The organism is Rothia nasisuis, from assembly GCF_928381405.1.
Taxonomy (GTDB): Bacteria; Actinomycetota; Actinomycetes; order Actinomycetales; family Micrococcaceae; genus Rothia; species Rothia nasisuis.
In genome coordinates, this window is record NZ_CAKMSB010000008.1 from 45,106 (window position 1) to 58,935 (window position 13,830).

General features: G+C 58.7%; 23 protein-coding genes. All 23 read right to left on the reverse strand.

Going from position 1 to position 13,830, the window contains the following annotated elements; all coding sequences use genetic code 11:
* Positions 1-68 precede the first annotated feature (68 nt).
* Positions 69-437, reverse strand: a complete 369-nt coding sequence (rpsM, locus tag L6966_RS07845; protein WP_083090738.1) for a 30S ribosomal protein S13 — start codon at positions 435-437, stop codon at positions 69-71.
* Between the two features lie 162 nt (positions 438-599).
* Positions 600-713 carry a 50S ribosomal protein L36 gene (gene rpmJ / locus L6966_RS07850; RefSeq protein WP_004005257.1) on the reverse strand — a complete coding sequence of 38 codons (114 nt, stop codon included), beginning with the start codon at positions 711-713 and terminating at the stop codon, positions 600-602.
* Between the two features lie 144 nt (positions 714-857).
* Entirely contained in the window at positions 858-1,079 is a 222-nt protein-coding gene (gene infA / locus L6966_RS07855) for a translation initiation factor IF-1 (RefSeq protein WP_083090737.1), read from the reverse strand.
* 637 nt (positions 1,080-1,716) lie between these two features.
* A complete protein-coding gene (rlmN, locus tag L6966_RS07860) occupies positions 1,717-2,898 on the reverse strand; it encodes a 23S rRNA (adenine(2503)-C(2))-methyltransferase RlmN (RefSeq protein ID WP_237233171.1) in 1,182 nt (393 codons plus the stop codon).
* A 54-nt stretch (positions 2,899-2,952) separates the two neighbouring features.
* A complete protein-coding gene (gene map / locus L6966_RS07865; protein ID WP_237224797.1) occupies positions 2,953-3,786 on the reverse strand; it encodes a type I methionyl aminopeptidase in 834 nt (277 codons plus the stop codon).
* 116 nt (positions 3,787-3,902) lie between these two features.
* Entirely contained in the window at positions 3,903-4,466 is a 564-nt protein-coding gene (locus L6966_RS07870; protein WP_083090734.1) for an adenylate kinase, read from the reverse strand.
* On the reverse strand, positions 4,463-5,773 hold the full coding sequence (gene secY / locus L6966_RS07875; RefSeq protein ID WP_083090733.1) for a preprotein translocase subunit SecY: 1,311 nt from the start codon (positions 5,771-5,773) through the stop codon (positions 4,463-4,465). The genes L6966_RS07870 and secY overlap by 4 nt, the downstream gene beginning before the upstream one ends.
* A gap of 294 nt (positions 5,774-6,067) precedes the next feature.
* Complete coding sequence (rplO, locus tag L6966_RS07880; RefSeq protein WP_083090732.1) at positions 6,068-6,526, reverse strand: 50S ribosomal protein L15; 459 nt, start codon at positions 6,524-6,526, stop codon at positions 6,068-6,070.
* A gap of 2 nt (positions 6,527-6,528) precedes the next feature.
* Positions 6,529-6,738 (reverse strand): 50S ribosomal protein L30, encoded by a 210-nt coding sequence (gene rpmD / locus L6966_RS07885; RefSeq protein ID WP_180377785.1) that lies wholly within the window; start codon positions 6,736-6,738, stop codon positions 6,529-6,531.
* A complete protein-coding gene (gene rpsE / locus L6966_RS07890; protein ID WP_083090731.1) occupies positions 6,738-7,421 on the reverse strand; it encodes a 30S ribosomal protein S5 in 684 nt (227 codons plus the stop codon). Before rpsE ends, rpmD begins: the two co-directional genes overlap by 1 nt.
* Complete coding sequence (gene rplR, locus L6966_RS07895; RefSeq protein ID WP_083090730.1) at positions 7,421-7,780, reverse strand: 50S ribosomal protein L18; 360 nt, start codon at positions 7,778-7,780, stop codon at positions 7,421-7,423. The genes rpsE and rplR overlap by 1 nt, the downstream gene beginning before the upstream one ends.
* 2 nt (positions 7,781-7,782) lie before the next feature.
* On the reverse strand, positions 7,783-8,319 hold the full coding sequence (gene rplF / locus L6966_RS07900; RefSeq protein ID WP_083090729.1) for a 50S ribosomal protein L6: 537 nt from the start codon (positions 8,317-8,319) through the stop codon (positions 7,783-7,785).
* 24 nt (positions 8,320-8,343) lie between these two features.
* Positions 8,344-8,742, reverse strand: a complete 399-nt coding sequence (rpsH, locus tag L6966_RS07905) for a 30S ribosomal protein S8 (protein ID WP_083090728.1) — start codon at positions 8,740-8,742, stop codon at positions 8,344-8,346.
* Between the two features lie 68 nt (positions 8,743-8,810).
* On the reverse strand, positions 8,811-9,371 hold the full coding sequence (gene rplE / locus L6966_RS07910; protein ID WP_083090727.1) for a 50S ribosomal protein L5: 561 nt from the start codon (positions 9,369-9,371) through the stop codon (positions 8,811-8,813).
* Positions 9,371-9,706, reverse strand: a complete 336-nt coding sequence (rplX, locus tag L6966_RS07915) for a 50S ribosomal protein L24 (protein ID WP_083090726.1) — start codon at positions 9,704-9,706, stop codon at positions 9,371-9,373. The genes rplE and rplX overlap by 1 nt, the downstream gene beginning before the upstream one ends.
* Positions 9,707-9,709: 3 nt before the next feature.
* A complete protein-coding gene (rplN, locus tag L6966_RS07920; protein ID WP_083090725.1) occupies positions 9,710-10,081 on the reverse strand; it encodes a 50S ribosomal protein L14 in 372 nt (123 codons plus the stop codon).
* A gap of 423 nt (positions 10,082-10,504) precedes the next feature.
* A complete protein-coding gene (rpsQ, locus tag L6966_RS07925) occupies positions 10,505-10,777 on the reverse strand; it encodes a 30S ribosomal protein S17 (RefSeq protein ID WP_083090724.1) in 273 nt (90 codons plus the stop codon).
* A 5-nt stretch (positions 10,778-10,782) separates the two neighbouring features.
* A complete protein-coding gene (rpmC, locus tag L6966_RS07930; RefSeq protein WP_083090723.1) occupies positions 10,783-11,016 on the reverse strand; it encodes a 50S ribosomal protein L29 in 234 nt (77 codons plus the stop codon).
* A 2-nt stretch (positions 11,017-11,018) separates the two neighbouring features.
* The gene (gene rplP / locus L6966_RS07935; protein WP_083090722.1) at positions 11,019-11,435 is read right to left on the reverse strand and encodes a 50S ribosomal protein L16; all 417 of its coding nucleotides are present in this window, start codon (positions 11,433-11,435) and stop codon (positions 11,019-11,021) included.
* Positions 11,436-12,233 carry a 30S ribosomal protein S3 gene (gene rpsC / locus L6966_RS07940; protein WP_083090721.1) on the reverse strand — a complete coding sequence of 266 codons (798 nt, stop codon included), beginning with the start codon at positions 12,231-12,233 and terminating at the stop codon, positions 11,436-11,438. It lies immediately after the preceding gene.
* Entirely contained in the window at positions 12,234-12,599 is a 366-nt protein-coding gene (gene rplV, locus L6966_RS07945; protein ID WP_083090720.1) for a 50S ribosomal protein L22, read from the reverse strand. It abuts the gene before it with no gap.
* Between the two features lie 64 nt (positions 12,600-12,663).
* Positions 12,664-12,945, reverse strand: a complete 282-nt coding sequence (gene rpsS / locus L6966_RS07950) for a 30S ribosomal protein S19 (protein WP_083090719.1) — start codon at positions 12,943-12,945, stop codon at positions 12,664-12,666.
* A gap of 12 nt (positions 12,946-12,957) precedes the next feature.
* Positions 12,958-13,794 (reverse strand): 50S ribosomal protein L2, encoded by an 837-nt coding sequence (gene rplB, locus L6966_RS07955; protein ID WP_083090718.1) that lies wholly within the window; start codon positions 13,792-13,794, stop codon positions 12,958-12,960.
* Positions 13,795-13,830: the final 36 nt, after the last annotated feature.

Below are 13,830 nucleotides of genomic sequence, written 5' to 3' on the forward strand. Positions count from 1 at the left end.
GTTCTCTCCTACAAAGTTTTGGTTGACGTGTTGGTCTTACGCGATGTGCAAGACTGAGGCAACACTGTTTACTTCTTCTTACCGGCGACGGTACGCTTGGGGCCCTTGCGGGTACGTGCGTTGGTCTTGGTGCGCTGGCCGTGTACGGGAAGGCCACGGCGGTGACGCAGACCCTGGTAGCTACCGATTTCTACCTTGCGGCGGATGTCGGCAGCAACCTCGCGGCGAAGGTCACCTTCAACCTTGTAGTTGCCTTCGATGAAGTCACGAAGTGCTACGAGCTGGGTATCGTCAAGGTCCTTGACGCGGGTGTTGGGGTCAACACCGGTTGCAGCTAGCGCTTCTTTTGCACGGGTCTTGCCCACGCCGTAGATGTAAGTAAGAGCAATTTCCACGCGCTTTTCGCGGGGAATATCGACTCCAGCGAGACGTGCCATGGGGCGTTCTCCTTGTTTTCGCAGAGGTCTGTGACATCACTGCCCGGTTGCCCCGGTCCCCGGCCTCTGTGCCCAGGGGTACCCTGCCGCATGTGGGGCAGGAGCGGTGCCATTTTCTGTTGTGCCACCCGGTGTGGTGGTCTTGTCAGCGTCGGCTAGTGTTTAGCCCTGGCGCTGCTTGTGGCGCGGGTTTTCGCAGATCACCATGACCACACCGTGACGGCGGATCACTTTGCACTTGTCGCAGATCGGCTTAACGCTCGGCTTGACCTTCATCGCATTCCTTTGCGTTGATGTTTCAGCTAATGCTTTGGACGGGCGGGATAAGAGGTTCTGTGTCCGGCGAGGCCGGTGGGAGAACTGTTTACCCCTTTTTACACGGCGTAAACGCCGCTACTTAGCGACGTTTGGTGCTCGTGTTTACTTGTAGCGGTAGACGATACGACCGCGTGAGAGGTCGTAGGGGCTGAGCTCGACTACTACTCGGTCCTCAGGCAGGATTCGAATGTAGTGCTGACGCATCTTGCCTGAGATGTGGGCAAGTACCTTGTGTCCGTTGTCCAGCTCAACGCGGAATGATGCGTTGGGCAGTGCTTCGACCACGGTACCTTCAATCTCGATGACGCCGTCTTTCTTGGCCATATCCTCCGCTTTACTTTCGTGCGCATCAGGTTTTGTGCGCTCTTGGTAGTGTTTTTCTGTGTTTCGGTGCGTTCTCCCGTATAAGCCGGGCCGCTCCGTGCGCGCAAACGCAATGGCACAGACAACCAACAAACTAATATACGGCAAAAGCACCTAAATGTTAATGGTTTTGATAAAACATAGCGAGCTTCACATTAAGGCCCGGGGCTTAAGCTCAGGGGCAGGACGCTTCCGTAGCCTGCTGACCAGACTCCACACCACTGAGCGCAGCGGATGCGCTGTCAGCCTGCTGGCTGGGATGAAGTGAGCGGGTGCGAGCGCGCGAGCACATAGGAGCGAACAGAATCCGCCGCAAGGCGGGTCGTAAATCGGTAGCGCCCCAGCGCGAGGTCAAGAAGGTTAGTCGGCTAAGGAGCGTCCTGCCCTGCGTATTTCGGTTAGTCTTCCTTAGCTGCAAGCTGGCCGCAGGACGAAAGCAAAAATTCCGAGCGCGCGAGGAAATAAATTTTTGCTGAAGTCGGTGCCGCAGGCCAGGCCTTAGTCTTCCTTAGCTGCAAGCTGGCCGCAGGACGAAGGCAAAAATTCCGAGCGCGCGAGGAAATAAATTTTTGCTGAAGTCGGTGCCGCAGGCCAGGCCTTAGTCTTCCTTAGCTGCAAGCTGGCCGCAGGCACCGTCGATATCGCTTCCCCGGGTATCGCGCACGGTGGTGGGGATGCCGTGGGCGCGCAGGCGTTCGACGAAGTTCTGCTCAACGCCCTTGCGGGAGGCCGTCCATTTGGAGCCGGGGGTGGGGTTGAGCGGGATGGGGTTGACGTGGACCCAGCCACGCCCGCGGGAGGCGAGTTTTTTGCCGAGCAGGTCGGCGCGCCAGCCCTGGTCGTTGATGTCGCGGATGAGGGCGTATTCGATGGAGATGCGACGGCCGGTGGTGCGGTAGTAGTCGTAGGCGGCGTCGAGGGTTTCGTCGACTTTCCAGCGCTGGTTGATGGGGATGAGTTCGTCGCGGAGTTCGTCGTCGGGGGCGTGCAGGGAGAGGGCGAGGGTGATGGGGAGTTTTTCGAGTTCGAATTTGCGGATGCCGGGGACGAGGCCGACGGTGGACATGGTGATACCGCGCGCTGAGATGCCAAGTCCTTCGGGGGCGGGGTCAATCAGGCGGTGCACGGCGCCCATGGTGGCCTTGTAGTTGGCGAGGGCCTCACCCATGCCCATGAAGACGATGTTGGAGACGCGCAGGGGGCGGGTGTCTTCGGAGCCGCCTTCGGCCTGGTCAAGGCCTTTCATGTCTTTGAGGTAGCGGGCGCCGGCAACCACCTGTTCGACGATTTCGGCGGTGGAGAGGTTGCGGGTGAGGCCCTGTTGGCCGGTGGCGCAGAAGGGGCAGTTCATGCCGCAGCCTGCTTGGGAGGAGATGCACATGGTGACGCGGTTGTCGTAGCGCATGATGACGGATTCGACCAGGGCGCCGTCGAAGAGGCGGTGCACGACTTTGAGGGTGTCTCCCCCATCGGCTTCTAAAGTGCGGACGGTGGTGAGTAGCTGGGGCATGGCGTCTGCAACCATTGTGCCGCGTTCGGCGGCGGGTAGGTCGGTCATCGCATCCGGGTCGGTGGCCAGGCGTTCGAAGTAGTGCTTGGAGAGTTGGGCCGCGCGGAAGGGCTTGTAGCCGAGTTCTTCGAGGAAGGCGCGGCGGCCGGCCATATCGAAGTCTGCGATGTGACGCGGGGGTTTGCCGCGGCGGGGGGCTTTGAGAATGATTTGGCCGGGTTCAGGGCGGGCGCTGGAGATGTCCAGGGGGACGCTGGGGGCTTCAGTCATGGTGGGTGCTTTCGGTGCGATGTGGGGCAGATACGGTGGGTTGGGGTGCGTGCTTTAGGCTGGGATGGGTGTGACGGTGACGCCGAGTTTGGAGAGTTCGGAGGCTCCGCCGTCTTCGGCGGTGAGAACCCAGATGCCTTCGGAGTGGACGGCCACGGAGTGCTCCCACTGGCAGGCGTCTCCCCCGTCGACGGTTTTGATGGTCCACTCGTCATCGAGGGTGACGGTTTCAATGGTGCCGGTCACGAGCATTGGTTCGATGGCGAAGGCCATGCCTTTTTTGACGCGGGGGCCCAGGTCGCGGGCGGCGTAGTTGAGTACGTCGGGGGCCATGTGCATGGAGGTGCCGATACCGTGGCCGACAAAGTCTTCAATGATGCCGTACTTATCCCCAGTTTCTTGGCGAACGAAGTTTTCGATGGCGAAGCCGACTTCGCCGATTTTTTTGGCGGTGGCCAGAGCTGCGATACCGTGCCAGAGGGCGGCGCGGGTGATCTCGGAGAGCTCACGGCGGGCGTCCGACACCTCACCGATGAGGGCGGTGCGGGCTGAGTCGCCGTGCCAGGTGGTGCCGCGGGCGTCTTGCACTGTGGCACCGCCGTCAATAGAGATCAAATCCCCTTCAACTAGAGCTTGATCACCGGGTATGCCGTGAACAACGACATCGTTGATGGAGGTGCAGATAGCTGCGGGGTAGTCGTAGTAGCCCAGGAAGTTGGACCCTGCCCCGTATTCGGCAAGGACGCCGCGAAAGACTGTATCGAGTTCAGCGGTAGTCACACCGGGGGCAGCGGCTGCTACCGCGGCATCTAGGGCGCGCGAAGTAATTCCACCGGCCCGTGCCATCTCGGCAAGCTGGTGGTCGGTCTTGTACTCAATACGGCGCATGGTTCTCTTTCACCTTGTGTGTGCGGCAGGGCTGACTCACGGAGTCAAACTACACCAGTGTCTATTAAAAGCCTGTGCCCCCGCAATGACCGGGGGCACAGGCTAGGCTCGCGCTCTTATCTCAGGGCGTTCATAATGCGCTCAGTTACCTCGTCGATGTCACCTAGACCGTCGATTTGTGTGACCAGGCCGCGTTCGCTGTAGAGAGCAATGAGGGGTGCGGTCTCCTCTTCGTAGACCTTCAGACGGTGACGGATAACTTCTTCGTTGTCGTCCGAGCGGCCTTCCTTAGCGGCGCGGCCCAGCAGGCGTTCAACGAGCTCGTCATTGTCCGCCACGAGGAGTAGCACCTGGCCGATTTCCTGGCCCATGTCAGCCAGGATCGAGTCGAGCTCACCCACCTGGGCGGTGTTGCGGGGGTAGCCATCGAGCAGAAAGCCGTTCGCGGTGTCGCTCTCAGTCAGGCGGGCGCGTACCATGCGGTTGGTGACGGAGTCTGGAACCAGGTTGCCGGAGTCGATGTAGGACTTGGCTTCCTTTCCCAGTTCGGTTTCTTCCTTGATGTTTTTACGGAAGATATCGCCGGTTGAGATGGCTGGGATATTGAGCTTTTCAGCAATTTTGACGGCCTGGGTGCCCTTTCCAGCACCGGGAGGGCCAATGATGAGAAGACGGTTCATCGCAGTAGTCCTTCGTAGTTGCGTTGTTGGAGCTGGGCGTCAATCTGCTTGACGGTGTCAAGACCAACGCCGATAACGATCAGCAGTGAAGCACCGCCGAGTGGGAAGTTCTGGTTAGCGCCGAAGAGCACAAAGGCAATCAGCGGGAGGAGCGCCAGGATGCCGACGTAGAGGGCGCCGGGGAGGGTGATGCGGTTGAGTACGTAGCTCAGGTACTCCTGGGTGGGTCGGCCCGCACGGATGCCGGGGATGAAACCGCCGTACTTCTTCATGTTGCCTGCAACCTCTTCGGTGTTGAAGGTGATGGAGACGTAGAAGTAGGCGAAGCCGATAATGAGCAGGAAGTAGAGCGCCATGTACAGCGGGTGGTCGCCCATGGTCAGGTAGGTATTGATCCAGTTGACCCATTCCGGTGGCGGGGTGCCGTCGGAGGGGGTGTTGAACTGGGCGATGAGGCCGGGGACCATCAGCATGGAGGAGGCAAAGATGATGGGGATAACACCGGCCATATTGACCTTGAGCGGGATGTAGGTGGTGGTGCCTCCAATGGTACGTCGGCCAATCATACGTTTGGCGTACTGCACCGGGATACGGCGCTGGGACTGCTCAACAAAGACAACGGCCACGATGACCAGCAGGCCGACCGCTACGACTGCCGAGAAGATACCCCAGCCCTGGGTCTGCAAGATAGCACCAAAGGCGGAGGGGAAGGAGGCCGCGATTGAGGTGAAGATGAGCAGCGACATACCGTTGCCCACACCCTTCTCGGTGATTTGCTCACCCAGCCACATCACCACGCCGGTACCGGCGGTCAAAGCGGTGATAATCAGCAGGATGTTCCAGATGCTCTCATCAGGAATAATCGGCAGGGTGCACCCCTGGAGCAGCAAACCGGAGCGAGCCAGAGACACAATGGTGGTTGCGTTGAGCAGAGCCAGCAGAATGGTGAGATAGCGGGTGTATTGGGTGAGCTTGGTCTGCCCTTGAGCACCTTCCTCGTGAAGTTGCTGGAAGCGCGGAATCACCACGCGCAGCAGCTGCACAATAATACTCGCGGTAATGTATGGCATAACGCCCAGGGCAAAAATCGACAGCTGGAGCAGCGCGCCACCGCTAAAGAGGTTAATCATGTCGTAGACGCCACCGGTTGCGGTGACGGTTGACAGGCACTGCTGCACGTTTCCGTAGGAGACACCGGGGGCGGGAATGAACACGCCCACACGGTAAATCACGATAATACCCAGGGTGAACAGCAGCTTATTTCGCAGGTCGGGCGTCTTGAAGGCCCGTCCGAAAGCGGTCAGCACATGTCCTCCTGTGAGACAGTCTAGGTGGCCCCGGGCGCGCAAAACCTTGCGTCAGCGCCGGAGCTTTTTCACAATCTCATCAAGTCTATCTCTTAAAGCCGAGGAATGCTCGGACTGTTTTGCTCTCGGCACCTTATCGCAGGCCACTTTCTGAATATGGTTGGGGACGTCTTACCCCGCTCCCCTACCCTCGGGTAGAAAAGCGGTGGTCAGGCGTCCTGGCAAAGGTACCTTTGAGATAAGACAAAGCGGTGCCCCTCACCTCAGGGTGAGGGGCACCGCTTATTCAAGGGGCTACTTGACGGTTACAGAACCACCAGCTGCCTCAATCTTAGCTTTGGCCGACTCAGAAACCTTATCAACGGTTACCTTGTAGGCTGCTGAGATTTCACCGGTACCCAGAACCTTAACCAGTTCGTTCTTGCGAACTGCGCCAGCTGCCACCAGGGCGTCAACGGTGATGTCGCCGCCCTCGGGGAACAGTTCCGCAATGCGGCCCAGGTTAACAACCTGGTACTCGGTGCGGAAGGGGTTCTTGAAGCCACGCAGCTTGGGAAGGCGCATGTGCAGCGGTAGCTGACCGCCTTCGAAGCCGGCGCGAACCTGGTAACGAGCCTTGGTACCCTTGGTACCGCGACCTGCGGTCTTACCCTTTGAGCCTTCACCGCGGCCTACGCGGGTCTTAGCCTTGTGGGCACCCGGTGCCGGGCGCAGATCGTGAATCTTGATAGCATCGTTGTTTTCTACTGCCATCTTTACTTGACCTCCTCAACCTGAACCAGGTGAGCTACGGTATTGATCATGCCGCAGGTGACAGGGTCAGCAGTGCGAACAACCTTGTTTCCGGGGCGCTTGAGGCCCAGGGAACGAAGGGTGTCGCGCATGTTCTGCTTCTCACCAACATAGGACTTGATCTGGGTGATTTCCAGCTTTGCGTCGCTGGGCTGAATACGCTTGCCAATCATTACGCACCTGCCTTTTCAGACTGAGTGTTACGCAGGAAGCCGGGGATAACCTCGTCCTGGGGCAGACCACGGCGGGCGGCAACTGCTACGGGCTCTTCGAGCTGACGCAGAGCCTCGATGGTCGCGTGAACAATGTTGATCTGGTTGGACGAACCGAGCGACTTGGACAGAACATCGTGGATGCCCGCTGCCTCAAGTACGGCACGAACGGGGCCACCGGCGATCACACCGGTACCGGCGGTGGCGGGGCGGAGCATGACTACGCCCGCTGCTGCTTCACCCTGAACGCGGTGAGGAATGGTGCGGCCCTCAATACGGGGTACGCGGAAGAAGTTCTTCTTGGCTTCTTCAACACCCTTTGAGATGGCTGCGGGAACTTCCTTAGCCTTGCCGTAGCCCACGCCAACCATACCGTTGCCGTCGCCAACGACGACGAGCGCGGTGAAGCTGAAGCGACGACCACCCTTGACGACCTTGGAGACGCGGTTGATGGTAACAACGCGCTCGATGAACTTGTCTTTCTCTTCTTCGCGGCCGCGGTTGTTGCGGCGCTCACCGCGGTTGCCGCGGCGTTCGCCACGCTCGTTGCGGCGGGCTTCGCGCTTCTCGGAGGTTTCTGCGGTAGCTTCTGCGGTTGCTTCAGTCACCTGAGTTTCCTTTTCATTTACAGTCTGCTCGCTCATTAGAGTGCCAGACCTCCTTCGCGTGCGCCTTCTGCAACTGCTGCGACACGGCCGTGGTACTTGTTGCCACCGCGGTCGAAGACAACTGCTTCGATGCCTGCTGCCTTGGCACGTTCGGCAACGAGTTCGCCAACGCGTTTTGCCTTAGCGGTCTTGTCTAGCTCTGCTGCGCGCAGGTCTGCCTCCATAGTAGAAGCTGATGCCAGGGTCAGGCCCTTGGTATCGTCGATGACCTGAACGAACATGTGGCGAGCTGAGCGGGTGACGGACAGGCGGGGGCGGGACGCGGTGCCTGAAACGTACTTGCGCACGCGCGCGTGGCGGCGTGCACGCTGTGCTGACTTAGTCTTTACAGCCATTTTTATTTACCAGCCTTTCCGACCTTGCGACGGATCTGCTCGCCTTCGTAGCGAACGCCCTTGCCCTTGTAGGGGTCGGGCTTACGCAGACCGCGGATGTTAGCGGCTACCTGGCCTACCTGCTGCTTGCTGATACCGGAAACGGTCAGCTTGTTAGCGCCCTCAACAGCGAAGCTGATACCCTCGGGTGCTTCAACAGTGATGGGGTGTGAGTAGCCAAGTGCGAACTCGAGGCCGGAACCCTTAGAGGCTACCCGGTAACCGGTACCAACGATTTCGAGCTTCTTGGAGTAGCCTTCGGTAACACCGATGATCATGTTCTGAATCAGGGTGCGGGTCAGGCCGTGTAGTGAACGTGATGCACGCTCATCGTTCGGGCGGGAGACGGTGATAACACCGTCTTCGAGTGCAACCTCAATGGGAGCGGCAACCTCGTGGGTCAGTTCGCCCTTTGCACCCTTAACCGCAACTAGGTTACCGTCAATTTTTACCTCAACGCCGGCAGGAACCGAGATGGGGAGACGTCCAATACGTGACATTCTTCTTCCTTTCTCTTCTACCGACTACCAGATGTAAGCGACGACTTCGCCGCCAACACCCTTCTTCGCAGCCTGCTTATCAGTGAGCAGACCTGAAGAGGTTGACAGGATTGCGATGCCGAGGCCACCGTGTACCTGGGGCAGGTTGGTGGACTTTGCGTAGACACGCAGACCCGGCTTGGAAATACGGCGAACGCCTACAATGGAGCGCTCACGTGAGGGGCCGAACTTCAGTTCGAGGGTCAGGGTCTTACCGACCCTTGCTTCCTCTTCCTTGAAGTCAGCGATGTAGCCTTCGGCCTTGAGGATCTCGGCGATGCGAGCCTTGAGCTTGGAGTAAGGCATTGACACGGTGTCGTGATGCGCTGAGTTTGCGTTACGCAAACGGGTCAGCATATCTGCGACAGGATCTGTCATAGTCATGGTGGGCTGAGCCCTTCCTCGTTATGGTTTCCTCACCGAGGGTTCGGTGCGGACCTATAACGTAGTCGTTACTGGGTCTTGAAAGGGAAGCCGAGTGCCTTCAGAAGCGCACGGCCTTCATCGTCGGTCTTTGCGGTGGTTACTACGGTGATGTCCATACCGCGAACACGATCGATTGAGTCCTGATCGATTTCGTGGAACATGGACTGTTCGGTCAGACCGAAGGTGTAGTTGCCGTTGCCGTCAAACTGGCGGTCTGAAAGCCCGCGGAAGTCGCGGATGCGGGGCAGAGCCAAGGTAACCAGACGGTCGAGGAATTCCCACATGCGGTCACCGCGGAGGGTGACGTGTGCGCCGATGGGCATACCTTCACGCAGCTTGAACTGGGCGATGGACTTCTTGGCACGGGTAACGAGCGGCTTCTGACCGGTGATGGCGGTAAGGTCGCGGATAGCCCCGTCCATGAGCTTTGCGTCCTTAGCAGCTTCACCAACACCCATGTTAACGACGACCTTAACGATCTTCGGAGCCTGCATGGCGTTCTCGTACTTGAACTCTTCCTGCAGGGCGGGGGTGACTACGTCGTTGAACTTAGTCTTGAAACGAGGGGTAATCTTTGCTTCGGTCATTAGATGTCCTTACCCGAGCTCTTGGCAACGCGCACGCGAGCGGTGCGTTCCTTGCCATTGCGCTCTACGGTCTCGAGGCGGTAACCAACGCGGGTCGGCTTCTTGGTTTCGGGGTCAACGATTGCAACGTTAGAAACGTGAATCGGTGCCTCAACCTTTTCGATGCCGCCGGCTTCGCCGGTCATGGGGTTAGCCTTCTTGTGCTTGGTGACGATCTTAACGCCTTCTACCAGCACGCGCTCGGTCTTGGGGAACACCCGAAGAACCTTGCCCTGCTTACCCTTATCTGCACCTGAAATAACCTGTACCAGGTCACCAGACTTGATCTTAGCCATGAGTTAGAGCACCTCCGGAGCAAGTGAAATGATCTTCATGAACTTCTTGTCGCGCAGTTCGCGGCCAACAGGTCCGAAGATACGGGTGCCACGGGGGTCACCATCGGTGTTCTTGAGAATCACTGCTGAGTTCTCGTCGAACTTGATGTAGGAGCCGTCGGGGCGGCGGACTTCCTTCTTAGTGCGAACGACGACTGCCTTGACGACGTCGCCCTTCTTAACGGTACCGCCGGGAATTGCGTCCTTGACGGTTGCGACGATGATGTCGCCAATGCTTGCGTAACGACGCTTGGAGCCGCCGAGAACACGGATGGTCAGGATTTCCTTCGCACCGGTGTTATCAGCAACCTTGAGTCGTGACTCCTGCTGAATCATATTTCTCCTGTCGTCTCGCCGGTTCCGACACGCGGTATCTTGCGAGCCAGCCTTGCGGAACATTTCTACGGGATGTTGACGCGCCGGTCTCTCGCAGCTCAAAAGCGTTGGGTGGAGAGTTGGCGGACACGCCTGGGCCCCTATCATGCCAACGAGCATCTGGACCCGCGCTAGCGGGCGAACCCCGCATGGTGAGCGGCATTATGCTGTGGCACGAAAAGAACCGTGGTCGTGCGACTATCAAGAATCACACAGAATAAAAACTTTACCATAATGGCGCTTGGGCTACCAGAGAGATGGGCCACTCTTACCCCCTAAGGTAGCTCCTGTAAAAACAAGTAGATATACAGAAAACTCCCCTCCTCTCACGTGGAGGGGAAGGGAGTTAGGGCTGGCGCTTAGCCTCAAGGTAAACCGCAGGGTTTACTTAGCCTTTTCGAGAATTTCGACGATGCGCCAACGCTTTGATGCGGAGAGCGGACGAGTCTCGGCCAGAAGAACGAGGTCACCGATACCAGCAGTGTTCTGCTCGTCGTGTGCCTTGATCTTTGAGCTACGGCGCATAACCTTGCCGTACAGGGCGTGCTTTACGCGGTCCTCGACCTCGACGACTACGGTCTTGTCCATCTTGTCTGAGACAACGTAGCCGCGGCGAGTCTTGCGGTAGCCGCGCTCTTCAGTCTTTACTTCACTCATGTGATTTAACCTTCGGTTGCGGGACGAATACCGAGCTCGCGTTCACGCAGCACGGTGTAAATACGTGCGATGTCGCGCTTGACCGAGCGAATACGACCGGGATTTTCAAGCTGACCGGTGGCTGCCTGGAAACGGAGGTTGAACAGCTCCTCCTTCGACTCACGCAGCTTCTCTACCAGATTCTCATTGGAGAGCTCTGCCAGCTTGTCGATGCTCAGATCCTTTGATCCAACTGCCATTTCTATTCACCACCTTCACGGCGCACAACACGTGCCTTCATGGGGAGCTTGTGGATTGCAAGGCGCATAGCTTCGCGAGCCACTTCTTCAGATACACCGGAGAGTTCAAACATGACTCGACCGGGCTTTACGTTTGCGACCCACCATTCGGGTGAACCCTTACCGGAACCCATACGGGTTTCGGCAGGCTTCTTGGTCAGCGGGCGGTCGGGGTAAATGTTGATCCAGACCTTACCGCCACGCTTGATGTGACGGGTCATTGCAATACGGGCAGCCTCAATCTGGCGGTTGGTGACGTAGGCGGGAGTCAGGGCCTGGATGCCCCACTCGCCAAACGTTACCTCGGTGCCACCCTTAGCCATACCTGAACGCTTAGGGTGATGCTGCTTGCGGTACTTTACTCGACGGGGAATTAGCATTTATGCCTCACCGTTTTCTGCAGTCTTAGCCTCAGCGGGTGCTGAAGCGTTGTCGGAACGGCGTTCACGGCGGGGACCGCGGCCACCTGCACGACGGCGGTCGCCACCGCGGCTGTTGCCGCGACGGTTACCGGCGGCCTGCTGGGCAGCAAGCTCGGTGTCGGTCAGGTCACCCTTGTAGATCCAAACCTTAACGCCGATGCGGCCGAAGGTGGTCTTTGCTTCAAAGAAACCGTAGTCGATGTTCGCACGCAGGGTGTGCAGGGGCACACGGCCTTCGCGGTAGAACTCGGAACGTGACATTTCAGCGCCACCCAGACGGCCCGAGCACTGGATACGGATACCCTTTGCCCCTGCACGCTGTGCGGACTGGATTGCCTTCTTCATGGCGCGGCGGAAAGCTACGCGTGAAGCGAGCTGCTCTGCGATGCCCTGGGCAACGAGCTGAGCTGACAGGTCGGGGTTGGAAACCTCGAGGATGTTCAGCTGAATCTGCTTGCCGGTGAGCTTCTCAAGCTCGCCACGGATGCGGTCCGCTTCGGCGCCGCGGCGGCCGATGACGATGCCGGGGCGTGCGGTGTGGATATCCACACGGACGCGGTCACGGGTACGCTCGATTTCGACCTTGGCGATACCTGCGCGCTCCATGCCCTTGGACAGGAGTTCGCGGATCTTTACATCTTCACGAACGAAGTCTGCGTAGCGTTCGCCCTCCTTGTTGGAGTCAGCGAACCACTTTGAGACGTGGTTGGTGGTGATGCCAAGTCGGAAACCGTTGGGGTTAATTTTCTGACCCATTTATCGGCCCTCCTCCTTCTCCGGGGTAGCGACTACCACGGTGATGTGGCTGGTGCGCTTGTTGATACGGAACGCACGGCCCTGGGCACGAGGCTGGAATCGCTTCATGGTGGGGCCTTCGTTCGCGTATGCTTCGCTGATGAACAGCTCTTCTTCCTTGAAGGGTACGCCCTGCTGGGCGGCCTTCTGGCGAGCGTTTGCAACAGCTGATGCAACGATCTTGTATACCGGTTCTGAAGCGCCCTGGGGGGCAAACTTCAAAATCGCCAGAGCCTCTTCCGCCTGCTTACCACGGATAAGGTTGATGACGCGGCGTGCCTTCATAGGCGTAACGCGTACGTAAGACGCAGTTGCCTTGGCTTCCATTGCCTATCTCTCTTTCATCTCTTGCCGAAAGGGAAACGTTTCTAAGGTACGGGGTTACCGTAGCTTAGCGACGCTTACCCTTGCGGTCGTCCTTAACGTGGCCACGGAAAGTACGGGTGGGTGCAAACTCGCCGAGCTTGTGCCCCACCATGGACTCAGTGATGAACACGGGTACGTGCTTGCGTCCGTCGTGCACTGCGATGGTGTGACCGAGCATGTCGGGGATAATCATCGAGCGGCGGGACCAAGTCTTGATAACGTTCTTGGTGCCCTTCTCGTTCTGAGCTGCAACCTTGACAAAAAGGTGCTGATCAACGAAAGGGCCCTTCTTCAAACTACGAGGCATGTTTCAGGCTCCTTAGCGCTTCTTGCCAGTACGACGGCGACGAACAATGAGCTTGTCGCTTTCTTTGTTGGGGCGACGGGTGCGACCCTCGGGCTTACCGTTGGGGTTGACCGGGTGGCGGCCACCGGAGGTCTTGCCTTCACCACCACCGTGCGGGTGGTCAACGGGGTTCATGACTACACCGCGGACGGTCGGGCGGATACCGCGCCAACGGTTACGGCCAGCCTTACCCCAGTTGATGTTGGACTGCTCAGCGTTACCGACGGAACCGACGGTTGCGCGGCAGCGGACGTCCACGTTGCGGATTTCGCCGGAGGGCAGACGCAACTGGGCGTACTTGCCTTCCTTAGCGACCAGCTGGATGGAGGCGCCAGCGGAGCGGCCCATCTTGGCGCCGCCACCGGGGCGGAGCTCAACAGCGTGGATTACGGTACCCACGGGGATGTTGCGCAGGGGCAGGTTGTTGCCGGGCTTGATGTCCGCGCTGGGGCCTGACTCTACGACGTCGCCCTGAGCGAGCTTGTTGGGGGCGATGATGTAACGCTTGGTGCCATCGACGTAGTGCAGCAGGGCGATACGGGCGGTACGGTTGGGGTCGTACTCGATGTGTGCAACGCGTGCGTTGACGCCGTCCTTGTCGTGACGACGGAAGTCAATCAGACGGTACTGGCGCTTGTGACCGCCACCCTTGTGGCGGGTAGTGATGCGGCCGGTGTTGTTACGGCCGCCCTTTTTGGGGAGCGGACGAACCAGGGATTTTTCCGGGGTTGAGCGGGTGATTTCTGCGAAATCTGAGACGCTCGAGCCGCGGCGACCCGGGGTCGTCGGCTTGTGCTTACGAATACCCATTTAGATATTTATTCCTTCGCTAAAGTGGTCTCCGGT

Excerpts from the sequence above, each read along its gene's own strand:
- rpsM (WP_083090738.1), bottom strand. The coding sequence starts at position 437 with ATGGCACGTCTCGCTGGAGTCGATATTCCCCGCGAAAAGCGCGTGGAA.
- rpmJ (WP_004005257.1), bottom strand. The coding sequence starts at position 713 with ATGAAGGTCAAGCCGAGCGTTAAGCCGATCTGCGACAAGTGCAAAGTG.
- infA (WP_083090737.1), bottom strand. The coding sequence starts at position 1,079 with ATGGCCAAGAAAGACGGCGTCATCGAGATTGAAGGTACCGTGGTCGAA.
- rlmN (WP_237233171.1), bottom strand. The coding sequence starts at position 2,898 with ATGACTGAAGCCCCCAGCGTCCCCCTGGACATCTCCAGCGCCCGCCCT.
- map (WP_237224797.1), bottom strand. The coding sequence starts at position 3,786 with ATGCGCCGTATTGAGTACAAGACCGACCACCAGCTTGCCGAGATGGCA.
- L6966_RS07870 (WP_083090734.1), bottom strand. The coding sequence starts at position 4,466 with ATGAACCGTCTTCTCATCATTGGCCCTCCCGGTGCTGGAAAGGGCACC.
- rplO (WP_083090732.1), bottom strand. The coding sequence starts at position 6,526 with ATGGCAGTAGAAAACAACGATGCTATCAAGATTCACGATCTGCGCCCG.
- rpmD (WP_180377785.1), bottom strand. The coding sequence starts at position 6,738 with ATGATTGGCAAGCGTATTCAGCCCAGCGACGCAAAGCTGGAAATCACC.
- rpsE (WP_083090731.1), bottom strand. The coding sequence starts at position 7,421 with ATGAGCGAGCAGACTGTAAATGAAAAGGAAACTCAGGTGACTGAAGCA.
- rplR (WP_083090730.1), bottom strand. The coding sequence starts at position 7,780 with ATGGCTGTAAAGACTAAGTCAGCACAGCGTGCACGCCGCCACGCGCGC.
- rplF (WP_083090729.1), bottom strand. The coding sequence starts at position 8,319 with ATGTCACGTATTGGACGTCTCCCCATCTCGGTTCCTGCCGGCGTTGAG.
- rpsH (WP_083090728.1), bottom strand. The coding sequence starts at position 8,742 with ATGACTATGACAGATCCTGTCGCAGATATGCTGACCCGTTTGCGTAAC.
- rplE (WP_083090727.1), bottom strand. The coding sequence starts at position 9,371 with ATGACCGAAGCAAAGATTACCCCTCGTTTCAAGACTAAGTTCAACGAC.
- rplX (WP_083090726.1), bottom strand. The coding sequence starts at position 9,706 with ATGGCTAAGATCAAGTCTGGTGACCTGGTACAGGTTATTTCAGGTGCA.
- rplN (WP_083090725.1), bottom strand. The coding sequence starts at position 10,081 with ATGATTCAGCAGGAGTCACGACTCAAGGTTGCTGATAACACCGGTGCG.
- rpsQ (WP_083090724.1), bottom strand. The coding sequence starts at position 10,777 with ATGAGTGAAGTAAAGACTGAAGAGCGCGGCTACCGCAAGACTCGCCGC.
- rpmC (WP_083090723.1), bottom strand. The coding sequence starts at position 11,016 with ATGGCAGTTGGATCAAAGGATCTGAGCATCGACAAGCTGGCAGAGCTC.
- rplP (WP_083090722.1), bottom strand. The coding sequence starts at position 11,435 with ATGCTAATTCCCCGTCGAGTAAAGTACCGCAAGCAGCATCACCCTAAG.
- rpsC (WP_083090721.1), bottom strand. The coding sequence starts at position 12,233 with ATGGGTCAGAAAATTAACCCCAACGGTTTCCGACTTGGCATCACCACC.
- rplV (WP_083090720.1), bottom strand. The coding sequence starts at position 12,599 with ATGGAAGCCAAGGCAACTGCGTCTTACGTACGCGTTACGCCTATGAAG.
- rpsS (WP_083090719.1), bottom strand. The coding sequence starts at position 12,945 with ATGCCTCGTAGTTTGAAGAAGGGCCCTTTCGTTGATCAGCACCTTTTT.
- rplB (WP_083090718.1), bottom strand. The coding sequence starts at position 13,794 with ATGGGTATTCGTAAGCACAAGCCGACGACCCCGGGTCGCCGCGGCTCG.